This window comes from Alkanindiges illinoisensis, from assembly GCF_004377485.1.
Lineage (GTDB): Bacteria > Pseudomonadota > Gammaproteobacteria > Pseudomonadales > Moraxellaceae > Alkanindiges > Alkanindiges illinoisensis_A.
The window spans coordinates 1-17114 of sequence record NZ_SNTY01000034.1 but is presented as its reverse complement, the minus strand read 5'-3'; the positions used below and the strand labels follow the sequence as shown (position 1 = coordinate 17114).

Here is a 17114-nt window from a genome sequence, read left to right as displayed (position 1 = left end):
AAACGGTTTAACATCCTAAGCTCGCCCTACAGAAATAGACGATCTAGAATTAGTTTACGCTTCAATTTGATCGCTGCAATCTTTAATCTTGAACTGGTTAAAAGATGACTTATGAAAGAGGTCTATTTAATATTAATTATATAGTATGATAATCATTACCATGATATTTCCAAACCTGTCAACAAATATTTTTAAAATTACATTTTTCTAAAAAATTGATCTAAGATTAATTAAATATATACCTTTAAAATGCGATAGGAAGCGATTACAGCGCATTTAACCAAAAAAATAAGTACCCTAGCTTACAACATTTATATTGGCTTAAAACGCAAATGGTGAGCATTTACCATAATATTTATTTTGCATTTCAAAAATTAAAAAAGCAGCATGAGCTGCTGCTTTTCACGGTTAAATTTTATTCCCCAGCATAGCGTCTAATCAGCATAAGCAGTTTAGCTGTGCCGGTATAAAAATTACGAGTTCGTTCAAAAATTTCTTGAGCATCTATGATGGCCTGATCGCCATGCCAGTAACCGGGAATTGAATCCAATGCTTGTCGATTTAAGAGCGCGTTGATTGTCTCGTTAGGTAATAACTTGATGATGTAAACATCAAAATCTTCATACCAATATTCTCGCGTGTAACCATCATTCCAGTCTACAAAATCAACATTGATGAGATTAAACGCCAAAAGTTGAGCATTTAGCTGTTGTTCTTCCGGGGTCAGGTCTGTTTTAAGTGGTAATTTTAATTCAGTTGCAGTAGACATTTTTACTCCTTCGCGGCCTTGGCCACACATGAAAATGAAAGTATCGGGTTGTTGCTGCCGATGATTGTATTATATTAAATAAGCACTTCATTGACAATAACACTTTACATAATTTAGCAATTATAAGTGAAGTGCTCAGGGCATGATGAACTTGGAAACTTTCGTTAACGAAAGTTTCCAAATAACTTAAAGCTGGAAGTCAAAGCCAAGTTGTTCCTTGCCATACGCCTTATTGGATTTCTGGGATGATCGTTCAGAAATAGGCGTCGGTTGAGCGGGTATAACAATTTCTTGCTGCTCGCGGGGCTTGGTGACGGATGAAGGTAATTTATTAGGCTTAACCAGCTTTTGGCTCCAACCCCCTAGATAATGAGCCGGAGTGTTCCAGACCTCGCGTATTTCAAGGCTGAGGGAATTACCGACGCAAATTTCAGCAGGGATATGCCACATGGATAATTGGATGTAGCACATTAGCGCGGCGGTTCGATCAATATCAATGCCCTGTATCCAGAGCTGGTATTGTGGATTTACTTTCTGGGCGCGACACTCTTTTACCACTGCTAATAGTGTTGAGCCAGCACCGCAGGCCGGATCAGATACGGTTAGGAAATTCTTGTGCTCTAGGGATTTTGCAATATCAGGTGTTGTTATTTTTGCCATCAGGTCACTGATAGGACTAGGGGTAAAATACTGGCCTTTGCAGGCTTCGCCAAAACCTTGCTGCATGAATAAATCACCCAGATGGTCATGCGGTTCCTGTCCAGCTTCGGCAATACAGACATAAAGCCCCATTAAATTTGCAAATTTACCGGCTTCATCTTTGGTATAAGCAGAAATTACTTTTAAATATTCGTTTTCAATATCCTGATTGAACAAATGCCTGAATGGATGACCAACCGCATTTCTCAAGGCAGCAGCGGTTAAAAATATAAAATCGCTGAACACGGTATAACGATTTTTACTGGGGGCAATACTGGCAAACAGGGTTTGAAAGTCATTGGTTAGATTGATGACAGTTTGATTCATTGATTTTCCTTCGTAGCCAAGGCCACACATAAAAAAAGGTATGTTAGTGCTGAATTAACATACCTATTATAAAAATTATTATAGTATTTTACAATATCGCTTTACTTAACTTTACCTTATGATTTATAAGGATTTAATCATTCATTTTTTGGTGTGAAATTGCTTTTAACCGTCGATATATTTCATCCAGGTCAAAGGGGAAAATATCGGTAGCAGTACCCAGTAAAATGACGATAAGACAGCCAAAATAAAACACATAGTGAAAGGTAAAACCTGCAAGTAATTTATCCTGCATCAATAACCATATTAATAAGTAACAGATGCCAGCCATTATAAATGCTACTAGCGAAACTAGCGTGATAATCAAAACAAAATTGATCAATAGTCTTAAACAAAACATATTTTCATCCTTCGTAGCCTTGGCCACACATAAAAAATTGGATTCTTTCGTTAACGAAAAAACTGGTATCTATTTCTGGATCAGTCCAGTGCTCTTAAAACCTTGCACACATCAACTTTTTTTTATTTAAGCGCATTAGGCAATGTAGGCGATGATAGGCATAGATGACTAAGCGCAAAACATTTGAAGGCATTGCATTACGGTTATTATTTATTGCATCAAGCTGAAGGGATAAATGGCTCAAAGTCATTAGATTGACAAAAAAACTAAATTCCAGGCAGCTCATTTCGTCCTCAAAGTAGTTGCCTGATACACTGACATGAAACTGGTGTGAAGACTGCAACTGAAAAAAACCGTTTTTAAATATCCAGAATCCACCTTGATAATTTGAACTAAAATGTGAGGCATAGGGATACAAAAATTTTTCCCAGAAGTATATAAGCTGCACAATGGCCGGGGTGTTTCGGGCTGCTTCACCTGCATCATTGTCACTACCGTATGATTCAGCAAGGTTTAATAGGTCTTCAAGGTATGGTTTATAAGAAAGGACAGTCTGGATATCTTCAATATTAATTAATTCACTCATCATATTTTCCTTCGTAGCGATTGCCACACATTTAGGTAGATTATCGGCATTGCAGCCGTTGGGATCATTATATTTATCATGGTAATAATTTACAACAAAGCTTTACAAAATTAAGCTAATTGCTATGGATGGTATGTATTGAATTCTTATCTTTAACAACTTTGTATTAAGTCGCCATGAGCATTACACCTTATGCCCAGGCTAAACACCTCTAATATGTAGCTAGTAGATGAATGAAATTTTCCAGAGTAGGTACAGCTCAAGCCACCCGGTTTTTGCGTCATGCTATGTTAAACTTAGTCGAATTTAATCTATGCTATTACTTTGGTTTATATATTGGTCGGTCATGCAAAGCTGATTGTTTATTCATTTAAAATTTAAAAATATCTAGCATTCAATCACTATAAGGACAGCTTTAGTGGTTTGCTTGAGGACATAGATCAATGTGCATTTTCAAAAATAACGAAACCCAAATTGATTAATTAAGGTTCAGAGGGATAGATGAAGAAATTAGGTTTAATACTGTTGCTTGGTGGCTTAGTCATATCAACTGCCTCTGTACATGCAGGTTATGATGAGGGCAAGGCCGCATATGACAAAAGAGACTACACGACAGCATTACAAGAATGGCTGCCTTTGGCAGAACAGCAAAATGCAGCAGCGCAAACCCGTTTAGGAACAATGTATGCTAGGGGTGAAGGTGTTTCACAGAATTACACACATGCACTTAAGTGGTATCGTAAAGCTGCTGAACAAGGCCAAAGCGTTGCACAATTTAATTTAGGAGTAATGTATGAGAACGGATACGGTGTCTTAAAAGATTACATACAAGCGCTTAAGTGGTTTCGCAAAGCCGCTGATCAAGGCAATGCCGATGCACAGTATAGTCTAGGTGTGATGTATGACAATGGATATGGGGTCTCACAAGATTATGCTCAAGCACTTAATTGGTATCTCAAAGCCGCTGATCAAGGCAATGCCGATGCACAACATAATCTAGGTGCAATGTACATAAAAGGCGACGGCGTTGCACCGGATGATACCCAGGGAGTAAATTGGTATCGCAAGGCTGCTGAACAAGGCGATGCCATTGGACAGTATAAGCTAGGCCTGATGTATAGCCTTGGACGAGGCGTTACTCAGGATCATACTCAAGCACTCCACTGGTTCCATCTAGCTGCCGAACAGAACTATACCGATGCACAATATAATATTGGTCTTATGTATGCAGCAGGTGAGGGTGTCTTACAAGATTATGAACAGTCATTCAACTGGTATCACAAGGCCGCTGAACAAGGCCATGCCGCTTCTCAATATAAATTAGGTTTGATGTATGACAATGGTCAAGGCGTGGTTCAGGATTATATTCAAGCCGCAAGTTGGTATCGCAAAGCCGCTGATCAAGGCTATGCTGATGCACAATACAATTTGGGTGTGATGTATACCAAAGGTCAGGGTGTGATACAAGATTATGCTCAAGCACTTAATTGGTATTTAATTGCAGCTAACCAACATGATGCTGCTGCAATTAATAACCTTGGTGTGTTTTATGATAAGGGGAACTATACGACGGTTAAAGATTTGCCACTGGCCTACGCGCTATTCAATCTGGCAGCCAGTTATAATCCGTCAGAAAAACTATACGCTGAAAATCGTGATAGAGAGCTACGTGGTCTTGAGCAAAGTGGACAAGTGGCCCTGGGGCAGGAGTACACCCGCAGATTAGCCCATACCAATGACATTAGGGCAACTATACTAGAAATTATAAAACCCAAACCAAAAGCCAGTGCGACCAGCAAATAAAAGGCTAGACTATGATAATTAATAAGGATCAATAGAAGCAGATACACCTGCTTTTGTTGATCATATACGATCAATTGCTAGCTAAGGTGCCATTACTCTACTTATAGGTTTTGGTAATCACGATACAAAAAAGCTTAGTTAATCTTTCTCAGTTGTTGCTTTAGCAAGTCCAGTGCCTTTTGTTCCATGCCTCTGATGATAACGGCAAGATGTGGGGGAACCCGAACGGTAATGGTTTGCCAATCACTCGGGTAATTGACCTGAACATATTTGTCATAAACCTTGATTAGCGCATCATTTAGCCACTGCCGGGTTTTGCTGAACTGATTGGCAACTTCGGTGGCTGGCATGCCTTTGACCATGACCAGGTAGCAGGCCTGTTTACGTTCTTCTGAAAAGTTTGCCAAAGTGGGCAGTAGTGCATCATATTGTTCTTGTGTCAGAATGCCCTGGTAGCCTGATTTTTTCATCACGATACTGATTCCATCATGGGCAGAACTTTCGTTAACGAAAGTTCTGCATGTTTGATCAACTTTGCAGCTCAAGCTGGGCGGTTGGATACTGCTGCTCGATTTGTTTTAAAAATTCTTGGAGCTGCTGGGTAATCTGTTGATGCTGCTCATCACTGCCGACCAAAGAAATACTGATAAACTTGAGATCATGGCCTGACTTGAATGATTCATTGGAAGACTGCTGGCCAATTGACCGGTCTTTAGTCCCTGCATTGTCATTACTATCAAAATTTTCACCGGCTTCAGCAGCTTCATACTCAGTATTATCAGGCCGACTAGCACGGTCTACAGAAGCTTCATCCTGCTCAGCGATAGGGCTAGCCGCTTTGGGCTTATCCTTTTCCTTTAACTTGTTTAAAAACGCATTGGCGGCCTGCTGGGTAATAATGTCAGAACTGTCCTTAAAGGAATCCAGCCATTTGTCAATTTGATGAGGATATTTCTTATAGGCCGAGCTAATGGCATATAAGGCTTCAAGGTCGTTGCAGCGTTTCATGTCATACAGGAACTTGAGTTTTTCAGGCATTTCAAGCAGTTTTAAATGCTTGGATACCCATGCCGGTTTTGCACCAAGCCGTTTTGCAATGTCTTCTTTTTTAAGGCGCTTGGCCTTATCTTCATGATTGGCCAGCTTATAAATCTTCTGAGCAATCTCAAGCGGTGTTAAATCCTCACGCTCCAGATTATCAATCATTTGATTGATTTCATCATGCTGCTCATCAATAAACGCCGGAATGGATTTTAAGCCAAGCAGGGTAGATGCCCTAAAACGCCTGGCACCGTTATTAATAATAAAATGCCCGGACTTGTCTGGATTGGGGCGAATTGAAATGGGCGTCAATACCCCATTTTCCCGGATGGTATCTGCCAGTGCCTGTAATTTGTCTTCATCGAACACCAGACGGACGTTTAACGGGTCTTCTTCAATCAAGGCAAGGTCAATATGCAGTTGATCCTTGGTATTCTGGGCACGGCTTGGCTTGCCAACCAGGGAGCCAATATTTAAGTTATCGAGTGCATCAAGTGACATAATTATTTCCCTAAATTGATTGATATATTTTGGAGACGACAGCTTTCATTTCCTTGCCAACATCACGGGCAGAAGTTTTGCCAAGCCGCCATACCGGGATGCCCTGATCCAAGGCCTCTGGTATTGCCTGACGCTCATTAATCTTAAATTCAGGGTCTAGCAGGTATTGAGAATAGGACGTTCTTAGCTGTTCCAACAGGGTGAGCTGGCGATGACTGACCCCTTTAACCCGGTTGGGAACAATCCCTAAAAAATTCAGGCGAGGGTTATACTGTTCCTTAATGTTATTTAGGGTGTTGAGGATACTGGCAATCCCGGCTATGGAAAAACTTTCAAGCTCAATCGGGGATACTACGCTGTCACTGACAATAAGCGGGGCAATCTGTAAGGCACTGGCAGTTGGGGCGGTATCGACAATGCAAATGGTTTCATCATCAATGGACTTGATCAGTTGATTCATGTTCTGCACAAACAACTTTATATCCAGGTTATTGACCAGGCTGGCGTCACCTTTCAATAAAACAGCATGGGGTAGGGGCATATCCAGGCTAAAGTTGTCCTGAAATAAACTGCTGGCCGAAGCCACTGCCTGAAAGTCAGTCTTACCTAGAACGCTTGAGCTGTTGCCTTGGGGGTCAAGATCAATAAACACGACTTTTTTACCCAGCTCATGCAGGTAAAAAGCAATGTGCAGGCTTAGCGCACTTTTTCCAACGCCGCCCTTTTGATTTGCAATCGTAATTATTTTCATAAAATTGTCCTTGCCCCTTAACTGCCAAAATTTATAAAAATTGCGCCCAATGTAGCACCAATTAGGGAATAAAACACATCGCCTATGACTGGGTTACTCATCTTAACTCCTTCGTAGCGTTAGCCACACATCAATAAAAAGTTCAAGTGAACAAAACAAGTATCTAAAAAAATATAGGGTATTGTCAATAACACTTTACACTAATTCAATATTTTTTGTTATGACGCCAAAGATGAAATTTTCGTTAACGAAATTTTTATCTTCTAATTGCTGTATTTGCATTGTAGCTCAAAAGTGCTACAATAAACTTACCAAGACAGGAGTAAATACCATGAACACTAAAGCCGATGTAGTTAGGGCAAGGGTTGACGGTGATATCAAACAGAAGGCCGAAGTGGTGTTAGGCTCAATAGGTTTAAGCATGTCTGACGCAATCAGGATTTTTTTGCATCAGGTGATAGTCCGTCAGGAGTTTCCGCTTGAACTTAGAGTTCCTAACGCTGTGACACTCGCTGCCATGAAAGCACCTGTTGAGCCGCAGACCTACCCAACAGCAAAAGCACTATTTGTTGAGTTAGATAATGCTGATAATCAGGATTAAAAAGCAGTTTAAAAAAGATTTAAAACGGGCATTAAATGATCCTAAAAAGGATACAGATTTACTACTACAGCTTATTGATGAGCATTTAGTGAAAACAGGAACTGTCCCGGATGAATATAAGCCACATCCCTTAGTTGGGAACTGGAAGCCCCACATGGAATGCCATGTGCAACCGGATTTCTTACTGATCTGGGACGTGGATTGGGACAATCAGGAATTGATTTTAGCCCGGTGCGGATCACATGCTGACCTGTTTTAATTGATTTTTATCTTATAACTGCTCAAGTCGTTTAATGGCATCAATTGGGCAGTTTTTTTTATGTGCTTCCCATGCCTGAAGGTTACGACGATTGAGTTTCAAGCCTTCAGCAGCCTCATCAATACTCAAATTTTTCCGTAGACGAATCGTCTTAAAGACATTACAACGCTTAATGGCAGTACGTTCATTAATATAGGCCTGTTGCAGTAAGGCAAGCTGATTACTGTCCAGATTTAAAAAAGTATCCAGCCTTTGATCATCCATTTTTGTTTTGGTGTCATTTTCCAGTTGCTTTAGCCGATTTTGCACCATTGAGCTTGCCGAGGTATTGATCGCTGTTAATGCAGTGTGTAGTTTTGTTTGATCAATCGGGGTACTAAAGACCTGGTTATCCTTATTGGCCGCCAGGATCGGATTGGCTAATTCTTCTATGGCAAATAATCTACCAATGACATGATAAGGCGTATAATTCATAAGTATGCAGTACGAGGGAATGCGGATAAAAGATGAGTAAAAATGCGATGCTACCTGAAAGCCAGAAGGCGGTGCAACTTTTAAAAGTCCAATTTGGTCTAAACGTCAAACGCTACCGCAAAAACGCTTCCTTATCCCAATTAGAGCTAGGTCAAAAAACTGGCCAAACGCAACCACAAATATCAGCCATTGAAAACGGTCGTGTAAACATTAGCTTTGAAAAGATGGCACTGGTCACATTCGCATTAAAAAAGACAATTTCCGACATGTTCCTGTGACAAAAAAATAACTTAAATGACAAATTTTATCAATTAGGGTATCGACCCTGTAATTTTTCTGTTTTAGAATTATTGGACAGAACATTCTGTCTATTCAGTTAATAATTTCTTAGGTTTACTTCAGATAAAGAACTTTATCGTTCGTTTTTTTTAATAAGGTATTGTTTTAAATGCTTAAAAATATTCATCCCTATCTATTTTATTGCCTTCAATTAACGAAATATACTATTTCGTTAACTCGTTATATATAAATTCATAAAATCGACTTGCTATACTACGTTTAGATGATATTCTATAATTCGTTATAGAGATATTTAACTATTAGCATGGCGATCTTGAAACATTTAGTATGTCCGACTTATCCAGTTCCAGCGGAAGAATTAACGGACATGAACACCATCCAAGAATCAACCCTTGTCGATAACGCAAGAGCTAATGCAGTTAAACAAATCAAGATTGCGCCAACGCCTGAAGGTAAAGGCTTTCACATTTATGTGACGTTATCGTGGAAAGATGAAGAATTACTGCTGGTTAATACCAAGAAACAACCGCGAGTATGGTCAAGTTTAGACAGGCTCTATTCGCATATTGAGACTAAATACAATGCGGTGAAGTATCTCACTGTGTTTTTTAAGGATACTGACGTTAATGAACGACAAGTTTCTTCGGGTGAAGGAAAAGCTCCAACGTGAATTGGGTCAAACCATTACACAGCTTTTAACCGAAAAAGATGTAGTGGAAATTATGCTCAATCCAGATGGCAAATTATGGGTTGAGCGCCTGGGACAAGAAATGCAACCGGTCGGTGAAATGTTTGCTTCTCAGGCAGAATCATTAATGGCCACTGTTGCATCCACGATCAATACAACAATTACTAGTGAAAAACCGATTTTAGAATGTGAGCTTCCTATTGATGGAAGCCGTTTTGAGGCATTGATCCCCCCTATTGTCAGTGCACCGACGTTCACGATCCGTAAGAAAGCCTACAAGATTTTTACCCTCGATGATTATGTCAATGACGGGATAATGTCGTCTTATCAGAGAGAAATGATTATTAGTTCGGTAAAAAACCGCAAAAATATTCTGGTTGTTGGTGGTACGGGTACGGGAAAAACCACCTTAACCAACGCGATTATCGAAGCAATTTCAACTTATAAGCCAGACCATCGGTTGGCCATTATCGAAGATACCGGCGAGATCCAATGTAGTTCAAAGAATGTGGTCATCATGCGTTCCACTGAGCATGTGTCCATGTTGCGACTATTAAAGGCAACCATGCGTTTACGCCCGGACAGGATTTTGGTGGGTGAAGTACGGGGCGAGGAAGCACTTGCCCTGTTAAAAGCCTGGAACACTGGCCATCCTGGTGGCGTAGCCACAGTGCATGCCAATGATGCACGCGCCGGTTTAATCCGCATGGAACAACTCATAAGTGAAGCGACTCCAGCTCCACAACAACAACTTATTGCTGAGGCGGTTGATGTCGTTATTTGCATCGTCAAATCCGAAGGGGGCCGCAAAGTAAAAGAAATTATTTCTGTCGATGGCTACAGAAATAATGATTATCAACTGACCACGATTAATTAATCGTAAGAGAGCTATGACAATGAATCCTACACTACCAACATTAAATTTGCAGTTTATGCAGTCCCGTACCTTTTTATATTGGGTATTGGCCATTGCAGTTATAGCTGTTCTGGTACTGATGCCTGACTTTGCTCATGCTGCAAGCACCAGCAGCAACATGCCTTGGGAAGACCCACTGACAAAATTCAAGGATAGTGTGACCGGCCCTGTTGCCATTGGTATTGCAATTCTGGCGATTGCTACAGCCGGTATGACCTTGATCTTTGGTGGTGAAATGAATGAGTTCACCAGAAAAATGATTATGGTCGTTCTTGTTGTTTCCATCATCGTATTTGCAGCACAGCTACTCACCAACCTGACTGGTAAATCAGCAACTATTCCAACTTGTGAAAATACACAAGCAGTGACTTGTTCAAATCAGTAAGTAGGTAATTCCATGAGCAACGAAACTCCATTGCGACGTTCAACCATTAATCGTGCTTTAACACGGCCAAGCTTATTGCTGGGGTGTGAACGGGAATTGATTTTAGTGGCTGGTCTGATCGCAGCAATTATGATCTTTGCGCTTAAAACCTGGTCATCCATCCTGTTTGGCGTCGGAATATGGGTCGTTGCTCTAATTTTATTAAGACGCATTGCCTCGGCTGATCCGCTAGCGTCAAAGGTGTATTTACGCCAATTCAAGAACCAAGATATTTACCTGGCTCGTTCTACGCCATTTCGTACAGAATAATAGGTAATAAAATGCTCGCATTAGAAACATATCGGAAAAAGGCCAAAGGCCTGCCGGACATTTTAAATTATGCCGCCCTGGTCGATAGTGGCGTTGTTATGAATAAAGACGGCAGCATCATGGTGGGCTATTTTTATCGTGGTGACGATATTGGTAGTGCCACCAATGATGAGCGCAATTACATCACCAACCGGGTGAACGCGGCGTTATCCCGCTTTGGTAATGGCTGGGTGAGCTGGCATGATGCAGCACGAATTGCTGATAACTATTATCCTGAATCCGAGCGAAACCATTTTCCTGATCCAGTATCAAAATTAATTGACGATCATCGTCGTCAGGGTTTCCAGCAAGAAGGCGGCCATTATGTCACCGAATATGTAATGGTCATTAGCTATATGCCGCCATTGCGTGTTTCATCCAAGGTCAATGACTTGATCTGGCGTGATGATGCCAATATGCCCAAGAAGTCAGTCCAAGACCAGATACTTGATTATTTCTATAAACACCTTGCCACCTTTGAGGATTTGATTGGTGGCACTATCGCCTTGCAGCGCATGAAAGGCTATACCGTCACCGATCAGTTTGGCCGTGAGCATTTACGGGATGAGCTGGTCAATTATCTGATGTACTGCCTCACTGGTCGTTTCATTGAATTGAATATCCCGCCGTATGGCGCTTACATGGACACCTATTTGGGTGGTCATGTCCTAGTCACTGGTGATACCCCAAAAATCGGTAATAACTACATTTGCCCAGTGGCCATTGAAGGCTATCCGCCAGAAAGCTATCCCAATATTCTTGCCGTATTAGAAGCGCTGCCACTGTCCTATCGCTGGTCAAGCCGCATGATCTATCTGGATCAGCATGAGGCACTCAGCGAGCTGAACAAGGTCAAGCGCAAGTGGAAACAAAAAGTCCGGGGCTTTTTTGCCCAAACCTTTAAAACCCAGAATGCCCAGATTAATGAAGATGCCCTGTTAATGTCGGTCGATGCGAACAATGCCATTACTGAGGCTTCTAGTGGTCTGGTCACTTTTGGGTATTTCACCAGTATTGTGGTTATTCAGGGTGAAAATCTCGAAGAAGTCCATGAGCAGTCACGCTTTGTTGTCCGTGAAATTCAACGTCTCGGTTTTACATGCCGTACTGAAACCATTAATTCTTTAGAAGCATGGCTAGGGACGCTGCCGGGTCATGCAATGCCAAATATTCGTCGCCCCTTAATTCATACGTTAAACCAGTCGGATTTATTACCTTTAAGTAATATCTGGGCTGGCCGTACCGAATGCCCATGTCCTTATTACCTACCACACTCACCACCACTCATGTATGGCTCAACCAATGGGGCAACGCCGTTTCGGATAAACCTGCATGTTGATGATCTTGGCCATACCCTGATTTTTGGGCCAACCGGTGCTGGTAAGTCTGTATTGCTCAATACACTGGCCGTCCAGTTCCTGCGTTACAAGGATGCCCAGATATTTGCCTTTGATAAGGGTAATTCTGCCTGGGCTGCATCATTGGCCTGCGGTGGTAAACATTATGATATTGGGGGCGAGGAAAATGTCCTGTCATTTGCGCCTTTATCAGCCATTGATAGTGATGTGGACTTGAACTGGGCGATTGAGTGGATCGGCACTTGCTACCATTTGCAAACTAATCAGACCTTAACACCAAAACAAAAAAGCGAAGTTACCCGTGCCATGAAACTGTTACGGGAAGAAAAAGTACCTGGGGAGCGCTCCATTACTGACTTCTTGCTGACCGTTCAGGATGAAGATGTGCGTAGTGCCTTAAAGCATTATTCCATTGACGGCATTTTAGGCTCATTGCTTGATGCCCGGCATGATGGCCTGATCACCGGCAATGAACACTGGACAGTCTTTGAGATTGAACATCTCATGGAAATGGGTGAGGCGAATTTATTGCCGGTATTGTTATACCTGTTCCGCCGTATTGAAAAATCCCTGAATGGCCGTCCAACCATGCTGATTCTGGATGAGGCCTGGTTAATGCTGGGTCACCCAGCCTTCAGGGCAAAAATCCGTGAATGGTTAAAGGTTCTGCGTAAAGCCAATTGTCTGGTGTGCATGGCAACCCAGTCTCTCACCGATGCGGTGTCTTCAGGCATTTTTGACGTCCTCATTGAATCTTGCCCAACCAAAATTCTGTTGCCTAATCCAGAAGCGGATAAAGCCGGTACTGCTGAAGTGCCTGGGCCAAATGACCTTTATACGATCATGGGGTTAAACAGCACTGAAATTAATATGCTCAAGAATGCAACCCGCAAGCGCGACTATTACTTTACCAGTGCTGAAGGTAAACGCATGTTTACCCTGGGTCTGGACAGCGTTGCCTTAAACTTTGTAGCAGTGAATTACAAGGATAATCACAAGCTTATCCGTGAGTTTATGGAAGTAGATGGCCAGGGCTGGCCTTTCAAATGGCTGGAACATAAAGGAATCAATTTTGACATCCCCACTCACTAATGTGAGTGGATACCCAACATTACTATTGAGGAATTCCTAATTCAACGAGAACTACCTATGCAGACTAACTACACAGGACTTACATTCTCTCCAAAGGCTAACCCCGCAAGCCCTGCGGTTTTAATATTCATGGCCGCGTTGATATCACGATCATGGTTGTTCTTGCATTTTGGACAAGTCCAGAAACGGGTTTCCAGATTTAATTTATCCAGAATATACCCACAGCTTGAGCAACGCTTTGAGCTAGGGAAGAACTGGTCAATTAAAGCCAGACGTCGGCCTGCCCAGTCTGCTTTATATGTAAGCATGGCTATAAAACGTCCCCAGCTTGCATCCGCAATATGTTTGCTCAGGCAGTGGTTTCTAATCATGTTTTTTACACGCAACGATTCAACGCAAATTACTTGGTTTTCGTTTATCAATTCACGGGACAACTTATGCAAGTTATCCAATCGGCAATCCGAGATTTTCGCATGAATACGGGCAACTTTTTGTCTAGCTTTAATACGATTGGCAGAACCAATCTTTTTGCGACTCAATACTCGTTGTGCTTTAGCCAGACTGTTTTTGTATTTAGCGGTATAACGCGGATTGGCAATTTTGTGACCGTTATCGGTAACAAACAGGTGTTTAATTCCCACATCAATACCAATGGTTTTATTGGTTTTGGGCAGGATTGGATTCTCAAATTCGCACAGGCAGGATACAAAATAACGGCCTGCACAATCTTTGGAAATAGTGAGAGTCGTGGGAGAGGTTGGCAGGTCACGCGACCAGCGTATATCAAGTGGCTCTTTACTTTTGGCGATGTAAATTTTGCCATCCGTATATTTAAAAGCACTTTTGGTGAACTCAGCCGATTGCTTACTGGTTTTTTTCTTGAACGTAGGATACTTGCTCCGTCCTTCAAAGAAGTTTTTAAAGGCCGCTTGTTGATGGCGCAATACCTGTTGAGTGGGAACGCAGGATACTTCATTCAGAAAAGCAAACTCAGGCATTTTCTTGAGTTCAGTCAGTCGAGCATTCGCTTGAAGATAGCCAATATTTTCTTTGCTCTGGTAGTACCGATCAGTACGCCAACGCAAGATAGAGTTATAGACAAATCGCACACACCCAAAAGTTTGAGCAAGCAATTTAACTTGATCAGGCGTGGGGTAAAAACGATATCTGTAAGCTCTGTGTTTCATGTTTCACATTTTAATAATAAAAATGTGAAACTGCAAATAATATCTAATTTAAAGGAGATAGGCACTATAACTTTGTTAGGAAAAATAAAGTTTTTGCCTAAATTTCTATGAAGAAACATATCATTAACATGATTACTGTCATTGCTCTGTGCCAGACCGGTTGTGTCAACCAGCCTATTAACCAGAGTTCTTATACATCAGGTGTGACGGCCGCGAATACTGAGATTCTGGCTGATTCCATCGCTCGCTATGTCGCGTATAAATTGCCTGCGGCCAATAGCACGGTCACTGTGATCCCAGCACGTCAAAATGACCGGTTGGCCAATGCCCTGACCACCAATTTAAAAAATCGGGGTTTTGGCATTGCCGATGATACAGCGCCGAATCCATCCGCCGTTCCTTTGGCGTATCTGGTCACACCTTTAGAAAATGGCCTGCTCATTGTGATCCGGTTAAATGGGCAGGAAGTGACGAATATGCTGATCCGGGACACTCAGACAAAACAATGGTCTTTGCTCAATAGCTATACAGTTAAAGGGGGTTGATCATGGCTGATAAACCAAACTATGAACAACAGCCCGATGATCTGGATTTAAACAATCCGGCATCAACGGATTCACCTGATATTTTGGAAGGTGACCGTCAACAGGTAACCGGCGGCCGTCGCCTGACCAAAACGCCCCTTATTGTTATTCTGGTCATTGCGATTGTTTCCATTGCCATGATTGCATTTGCCATGATCAATAGCACCAAGCATGATGAAGCGCAACTGGCAGAAGATGAACCCACGCCAGGGGCACAAACTTCTGGTGATAATAAAGCCCCTGAAGAATTATTTAAAAACGCACCAACCAATGGCTCTATCGCCCCTGCACCTGCCTATAGTTTAAGTGGGGCAGGGACAAGCGCACCGTGTTTGGAAAATGTCATCGGGCCTGATGGCCAGCTTGCATTAAATCCTGATGGTTCTCCACAACAACGGGCATGTGCCAATTTGTCAGGGGCAACAGCACCTGTAGCAACTGCGCCTGTAGAGGGTTCGTTAGAGGACTATCAAAACAAGCGCCGCTTAATGCTACTGGATGCTGAACGGCAACGTCTTGAGATGCAAAACCAGAATATGCAGGCCTTAAATCAGGCCAGGATTGAAGGTGTTCGTCAGCGTGAAAGTGCCAGGATGCAGGCCATTTCCGATGAGCAAAACATGCTGGGCAGCGTATTGGGGGCAGCAACCACTGTAAACGGCAACCTGAAAAAATCATCATCAAGTGGTTCATCAGCCGGTGGCCTGATGAATGCTTTGGCCAGTGGTTCATCAGCGCCTGATATGGACACAGTAGCAGCCCAGGGCGGGAGCAATGGCCGCCCGTCAATGGATGAGCTGAATGGCCAGACCCGAAAAGCGGCTTTTGCAAAATCTGACCAGTCTGAAGAGGTGTACTTAAATAAAGCCCTGGTTCCGGCATTGTCACCGTATGAAGTTAAAGCCGGTACGGTAATTCCGGGTGTGATGGTGAGTGGGATTAGTAGTGACTTGCCAGGGCAAATTGTAGGTCAGGTGAGCCAGAATGTGTATGACAATAAAACGGGTAAATATTTGCTGATTCCGCAAGGGGCAAAACTGGTAGGCCTGTATGACAATGGGGTAACGCTGGGGCAAACCCGGATTTTGATTGCATGGACACGCATTATTTATCCTGATGGGGCATCAATCAGTCTGGAAAATATGAGTGGATATGATCAGGCTGGCTATGCCGGTTTCCATGACAAGGTTAATAATCACTATTTTAAATTGTTTGGCCAAGCAACTTTATTATCGCTACTGAGTGCCGGTGCTCAGTTGTCACAGCCTCAAGCGTCCAATGGTGAAAATATTAATGAGCGACAAACCGTTGCTGGGGCAATTGGCCAGCAATATAGCGAGCTGGGTACGGAGCTGGCGCGTCGTAACATGAATATTGCACCAACCCTGAAGATTCGCCCAGGCTACCGGTTCAATATCATGGTTAAAAAGGACATGATCCTAAAACCTTACCATTAACTTTAGTCGTTAACTGGTTACCTAAAAACTGGAAGTTAAATTTTTAACTTCCAGATTTCAGTGATTCACTTCCACAGGCAAGAGCGCTTTCATTCAGGTTTAGGGTCATGCAATATAATTTTATCAATAATGATGAAGTACTCAATCAAGCACACCGAGTCATGGAAATGGCCTTATCCAAAGTGACTGCTGCTGATTTTAATATGACAGATATGGATTTTATCCAGATTAAGTCATTGATTGCCGTCAATGAATTGCATCAGGTCAATGCCAGCGCCTTAATTTTGATTCACTATGCCCTGACTAAAATCCGGGTACATACTGAATCTATGAGCCACAAAGCGCCTGAGCTATTACAGGAAGATTTAGGCCTGCTTAAACTGATTGCAGACGCCGCCCATAACTTACCCACTTTACTGATTAAATCCCTGGACAGTGAGCAGATTAAAGCTGAAGGGGAACGATTAAGAAAAGTGCTGCACGACCACTAGATTTTAATATTTGGCGTAACCAAGGATACCACCATGACAATCAGACGCTTATTTATTGCGGAAAAGCCCGATCTGGCCAAGGCAATCCGTGATGGCC

General features: G+C 42.3%; 20 protein-coding genes and 1 pseudogene. 13 read left to right on the top strand and 8 right to left on the bottom strand.

From position 1 onward, the window contains the following. Positions 1 to 108: pseudogene (locus tag E2B99_RS08985) on the top strand (IS5/IS1182 family transposase); the annotation flags it as partial. A gap of 307 nt (positions 109 to 415) precedes the next feature. On the opposite strand, the gene E2B99_RS08980 reads toward E2B99_RS08985, so the two are convergent. The 3 genes from E2B99_RS08980 to E2B99_RS08970 form a co-directional block, all read right to left on the bottom strand. Continuing rightward, on the bottom strand, positions 416 to 769 hold the full coding sequence (locus E2B99_RS08980) for a hypothetical protein (protein ID WP_134244650.1): 354 nt from the start codon (positions 767 to 769) through the stop codon (positions 416 to 418). Between the two features lie 186 nt (positions 770 to 955). Beyond that, complete coding sequence (locus tag E2B99_RS08975; RefSeq protein WP_166739022.1) at positions 956 to 1795, bottom strand: N-6 DNA methylase; 840 nt, start codon at positions 1793 to 1795, stop codon at positions 956 to 958. Between the two features lie 494 nt (positions 1796 to 2289). Continuing rightward, positions 2290 to 2784, bottom strand: a complete 495-nt coding sequence (locus E2B99_RS08970) for an antirestriction protein (protein ID WP_134244648.1) — start codon at positions 2782 to 2784, stop codon at positions 2290 to 2292. A gap of 498 nt (positions 2785 to 3282) precedes the next feature. Between E2B99_RS08970 and E2B99_RS08965 the strand changes: the two genes are divergently transcribed. Next, positions 3283 to 4584: an SEL1-like repeat protein gene (locus E2B99_RS08965; protein ID WP_134244647.1), complete on the top strand. Its 1302-nt coding sequence runs from the start codon at positions 3283 to 3285 to the stop codon at positions 4582 to 4584. 134 nt (positions 4585 to 4718) lie between these two features. On the opposite strand, the gene E2B99_RS08960 is transcribed toward E2B99_RS08965, so the two are convergent. Genes E2B99_RS08960 through E2B99_RS08950 form a run of 3 tightly spaced genes read right to left on the bottom strand, consistent with a single transcriptional unit; the run spans position 4719 to position 6877 of the window. Further along, positions 4719 to 5054: a TrfB-related DNA-binding protein gene (locus E2B99_RS08960; RefSeq protein ID WP_240687784.1), complete on the bottom strand. Its 336-nt coding sequence runs from the start codon at positions 5052 to 5054 to the stop codon at positions 4719 to 4721. A 58-nt stretch (positions 5055 to 5112) separates the two neighbouring features. Continuing rightward, the gene (locus tag E2B99_RS08955) at positions 5113 to 6126 is read right to left on the bottom strand and encodes a ParB/RepB/Spo0J family partition protein (RefSeq protein ID WP_134244645.1); all 1014 of its coding nucleotides are present in this window, start codon (positions 6124 to 6126) and stop codon (positions 5113 to 5115) included. Between the two features lie 10 nt (positions 6127 to 6136). Beyond that, a complete protein-coding gene (locus tag E2B99_RS08950) occupies positions 6137 to 6877 on the bottom strand; it encodes a ParA family protein (protein ID WP_134244644.1) in 741 nt (246 codons plus the stop codon). 331 nt (positions 6878 to 7208) lie between these two features. On the opposite strand from E2B99_RS08950, the gene E2B99_RS08945 reads away from it, so the two are divergent. Further along, positions 7209 to 7478 carry a type II toxin-antitoxin system RelB/DinJ family antitoxin gene (locus E2B99_RS08945; protein ID WP_026471947.1) on the top strand — a complete coding sequence of 90 codons (270 nt, stop codon included), beginning with the start codon at positions 7209 to 7211 and terminating at the stop codon, positions 7476 to 7478. Further along, positions 7459 to 7737, top strand: a complete 279-nt coding sequence (locus E2B99_RS08940) for a type II toxin-antitoxin system YafQ family toxin (protein WP_026471946.1) — start codon at positions 7459 to 7461, stop codon at positions 7735 to 7737. Before E2B99_RS08945 ends, E2B99_RS08940 begins: the two co-directional genes overlap by 20 nt. Before the next feature lie 12 nt (positions 7738 to 7749). Here E2B99_RS08940 and E2B99_RS08935 read toward each other — a convergent pair whose 3' ends face one another. After that, entirely contained in the window at positions 7750 to 8211 is a 462-nt protein-coding gene (locus E2B99_RS08935; protein ID WP_134244643.1) for a helix-turn-helix domain-containing protein, read from the bottom strand. Positions 8212 to 8243: 32 nt separating this feature from the next. Here E2B99_RS08935 and E2B99_RS08930 point away from each other — a divergent pair, with 32 nt between their 5' ends. From E2B99_RS08930 to E2B99_RS08905, 6 genes are all read left to right on the top strand, one after another. Further along, positions 8244 to 8489 carry a helix-turn-helix transcriptional regulator gene (locus tag E2B99_RS08930; RefSeq protein WP_034280366.1) on the top strand — a complete coding sequence of 82 codons (246 nt, stop codon included), beginning with the start codon at positions 8244 to 8246 and terminating at the stop codon, positions 8487 to 8489. Between the two features lie 389 nt (positions 8490 to 8878). Next, the gene (locus E2B99_RS08925) at positions 8879 to 9181 is read left to right on the top strand and encodes a hypothetical protein (RefSeq protein ID WP_134244642.1); all 303 of its coding nucleotides are present in this window, start codon (positions 8879 to 8881) and stop codon (positions 9179 to 9181) included. Beyond that, positions 9138 to 10076, top strand: a complete 939-nt coding sequence (trbB, locus tag E2B99_RS08920) for a P-type conjugative transfer ATPase TrbB (protein ID WP_166739020.1) — start codon at positions 9138 to 9140, stop codon at positions 10074 to 10076. The genes E2B99_RS08925 and trbB overlap by 44 nt, the downstream gene beginning before the upstream one ends. Positions 10077 to 10095: 19 nt before the next feature. Then, positions 10096 to 10500 carry a TrbC/VirB2 family protein gene (locus tag E2B99_RS08915; protein ID WP_134244640.1) on the top strand — a complete coding sequence of 135 codons (405 nt, stop codon included), beginning with the start codon at positions 10096 to 10098 and terminating at the stop codon, positions 10498 to 10500. 12 nt (positions 10501 to 10512) lie between these two features. Then, a complete protein-coding gene (gene trbD, locus E2B99_RS08910) occupies positions 10513 to 10809 on the top strand; it encodes a conjugal transfer protein TrbD (RefSeq protein WP_134244639.1) in 297 nt (98 codons plus the stop codon). Positions 10810 to 10820: 11 nt separating this feature from the next. Beyond that, positions 10821 to 13298 carry a hypothetical protein gene (locus E2B99_RS08905; RefSeq protein ID WP_134244638.1) on the top strand — a complete coding sequence of 826 codons (2478 nt, stop codon included), beginning with the start codon at positions 10821 to 10823 and terminating at the stop codon, positions 13296 to 13298. Between the two features lie 68 nt (positions 13299 to 13366). Here E2B99_RS08905 and E2B99_RS08900 read toward each other — a convergent pair whose 3' ends face one another. After that, positions 13367 to 14485 carry an RNA-guided endonuclease InsQ/TnpB family protein gene (locus tag E2B99_RS08900; RefSeq protein WP_134244637.1) on the bottom strand — a complete coding sequence of 373 codons (1119 nt, stop codon included), beginning with the start codon at positions 14483 to 14485 and terminating at the stop codon, positions 13367 to 13369. Positions 14486 to 14592: 107 nt separating this feature from the next. On the opposite strand from E2B99_RS08900, the gene E2B99_RS08895 reads away from it, so the two are divergent. The 3 genes from E2B99_RS08895 (at position 14593) to E2B99_RS08885 (ending at position 17017) form a co-directional block, all read left to right on the top strand. Beyond that, positions 14593 to 15030 (top strand): hypothetical protein, encoded by a 438-nt coding sequence (locus tag E2B99_RS08895; protein WP_205669660.1) that lies wholly within the window; start codon positions 14593 to 14595, stop codon positions 15028 to 15030. Positions 15031 to 15032: 2 nt separating this feature from the next. Further along, entirely contained in the window at positions 15033 to 16526 is a 1494-nt protein-coding gene (locus E2B99_RS08890) for a TrbI/VirB10 family protein (RefSeq protein WP_240687783.1), read from the top strand. A 107-nt stretch (positions 16527 to 16633) separates the two neighbouring features. Next, complete coding sequence (locus tag E2B99_RS08885; RefSeq protein ID WP_026471935.1) at positions 16634 to 17017, top strand: hypothetical protein; 384 nt, start codon at positions 16634 to 16636, stop codon at positions 17015 to 17017. Positions 17018 to 17114: the final 97 nt, after the last annotated feature.

What these genes read in the sequence shown, in the direction of transcription:
- E2B99_RS08970 (WP_134244648.1), bottom strand. Translation starts at nt 2,784, where the DNA reads ATGATGAGTGAATTAATTAATATTGAAGATATCCAGACTGTCCTTTCT.
- E2B99_RS08915 (WP_134244640.1), top strand. Translation starts at nt 10,096, where the DNA reads ATGAATCCTACACTACCAACATTAAATTTGCAGTTTATGCAGTCCCGT.
- E2B99_RS08925 (WP_134244642.1), top strand. Translation starts at nt 8,879, where the DNA reads ATGAACACCATCCAAGAATCAACCCTTGTCGATAACGCAAGAGCTAAT.
- E2B99_RS08895 (WP_205669660.1), top strand. Translation starts at nt 14,593, where the DNA reads ATGAAGAAACATATCATTAACATGATTACTGTCATTGCTCTGTGCCAG.
- E2B99_RS08885 (WP_026471935.1), top strand. Translation starts at nt 16,634, where the DNA reads ATGCAATATAATTTTATCAATAATGATGAAGTACTCAATCAAGCACAC.
- trbD (WP_134244639.1), top strand. Translation starts at nt 10,513, where the DNA reads ATGAGCAACGAAACTCCATTGCGACGTTCAACCATTAATCGTGCTTTA.
- E2B99_RS08980 (WP_134244650.1), bottom strand. Translation starts at nt 769, where the DNA reads ATGTCTACTGCAACTGAATTAAAATTACCACTTAAAACAGACCTGACC.
- E2B99_RS08935 (WP_134244643.1), bottom strand. Translation starts at nt 8,211, where the DNA reads ATGAATTATACGCCTTATCATGTCATTGGTAGATTATTTGCCATAGAA.
- E2B99_RS08965 (WP_134244647.1), top strand. Translation starts at nt 3,283, where the DNA reads ATGAAGAAATTAGGTTTAATACTGTTGCTTGGTGGCTTAGTCATATCA.
- E2B99_RS08940 (WP_026471946.1), top strand. Translation starts at nt 7,459, where the DNA reads ATGCTGATAATCAGGATTAAAAAGCAGTTTAAAAAAGATTTAAAACGG.
- E2B99_RS08960 (WP_240687784.1), bottom strand. Translation starts at nt 5,054, where the DNA reads ATGAAAAAATCAGGCTACCAGGGCATTCTGACACAAGAACAATATGAT.
- E2B99_RS08945 (WP_026471947.1), top strand. Translation starts at nt 7,209, where the DNA reads ATGAACACTAAAGCCGATGTAGTTAGGGCAAGGGTTGACGGTGATATC.
- E2B99_RS08950 (WP_134244644.1), bottom strand. Translation starts at nt 6,877, where the DNA reads ATGAAAATAATTACGATTGCAAATCAAAAGGGCGGCGTTGGAAAAAGT.
- E2B99_RS08900 (WP_134244637.1), bottom strand. Translation starts at nt 14,485, where the DNA reads ATGAAACACAGAGCTTACAGATATCGTTTTTACCCCACGCCTGATCAA.
- E2B99_RS08930 (WP_034280366.1), top strand. Translation starts at nt 8,244, where the DNA reads ATGAGTAAAAATGCGATGCTACCTGAAAGCCAGAAGGCGGTGCAACTT.
- E2B99_RS08975 (WP_166739022.1), bottom strand. Translation starts at nt 1,795, where the DNA reads ATGAATCAAACTGTCATCAATCTAACCAATGACTTTCAAACCCTGTTT.
- trbB (WP_166739020.1), top strand. Translation starts at nt 9,138, where the DNA reads ATGAACGACAAGTTTCTTCGGGTGAAGGAAAAGCTCCAACGTGAATTG.
- E2B99_RS08955 (WP_134244645.1), bottom strand. Translation starts at nt 6,126, where the DNA reads ATGTCACTTGATGCACTCGATAACTTAAATATTGGCTCCCTGGTTGGC.
- E2B99_RS08890 (WP_240687783.1), top strand. Translation starts at nt 15,033, where the DNA reads ATGGCTGATAAACCAAACTATGAACAACAGCCCGATGATCTGGATTTA.
- E2B99_RS08905 (WP_134244638.1), top strand. Translation starts at nt 10,821, where the DNA reads ATGCTCGCATTAGAAACATATCGGAAAAAGGCCAAAGGCCTGCCGGAC.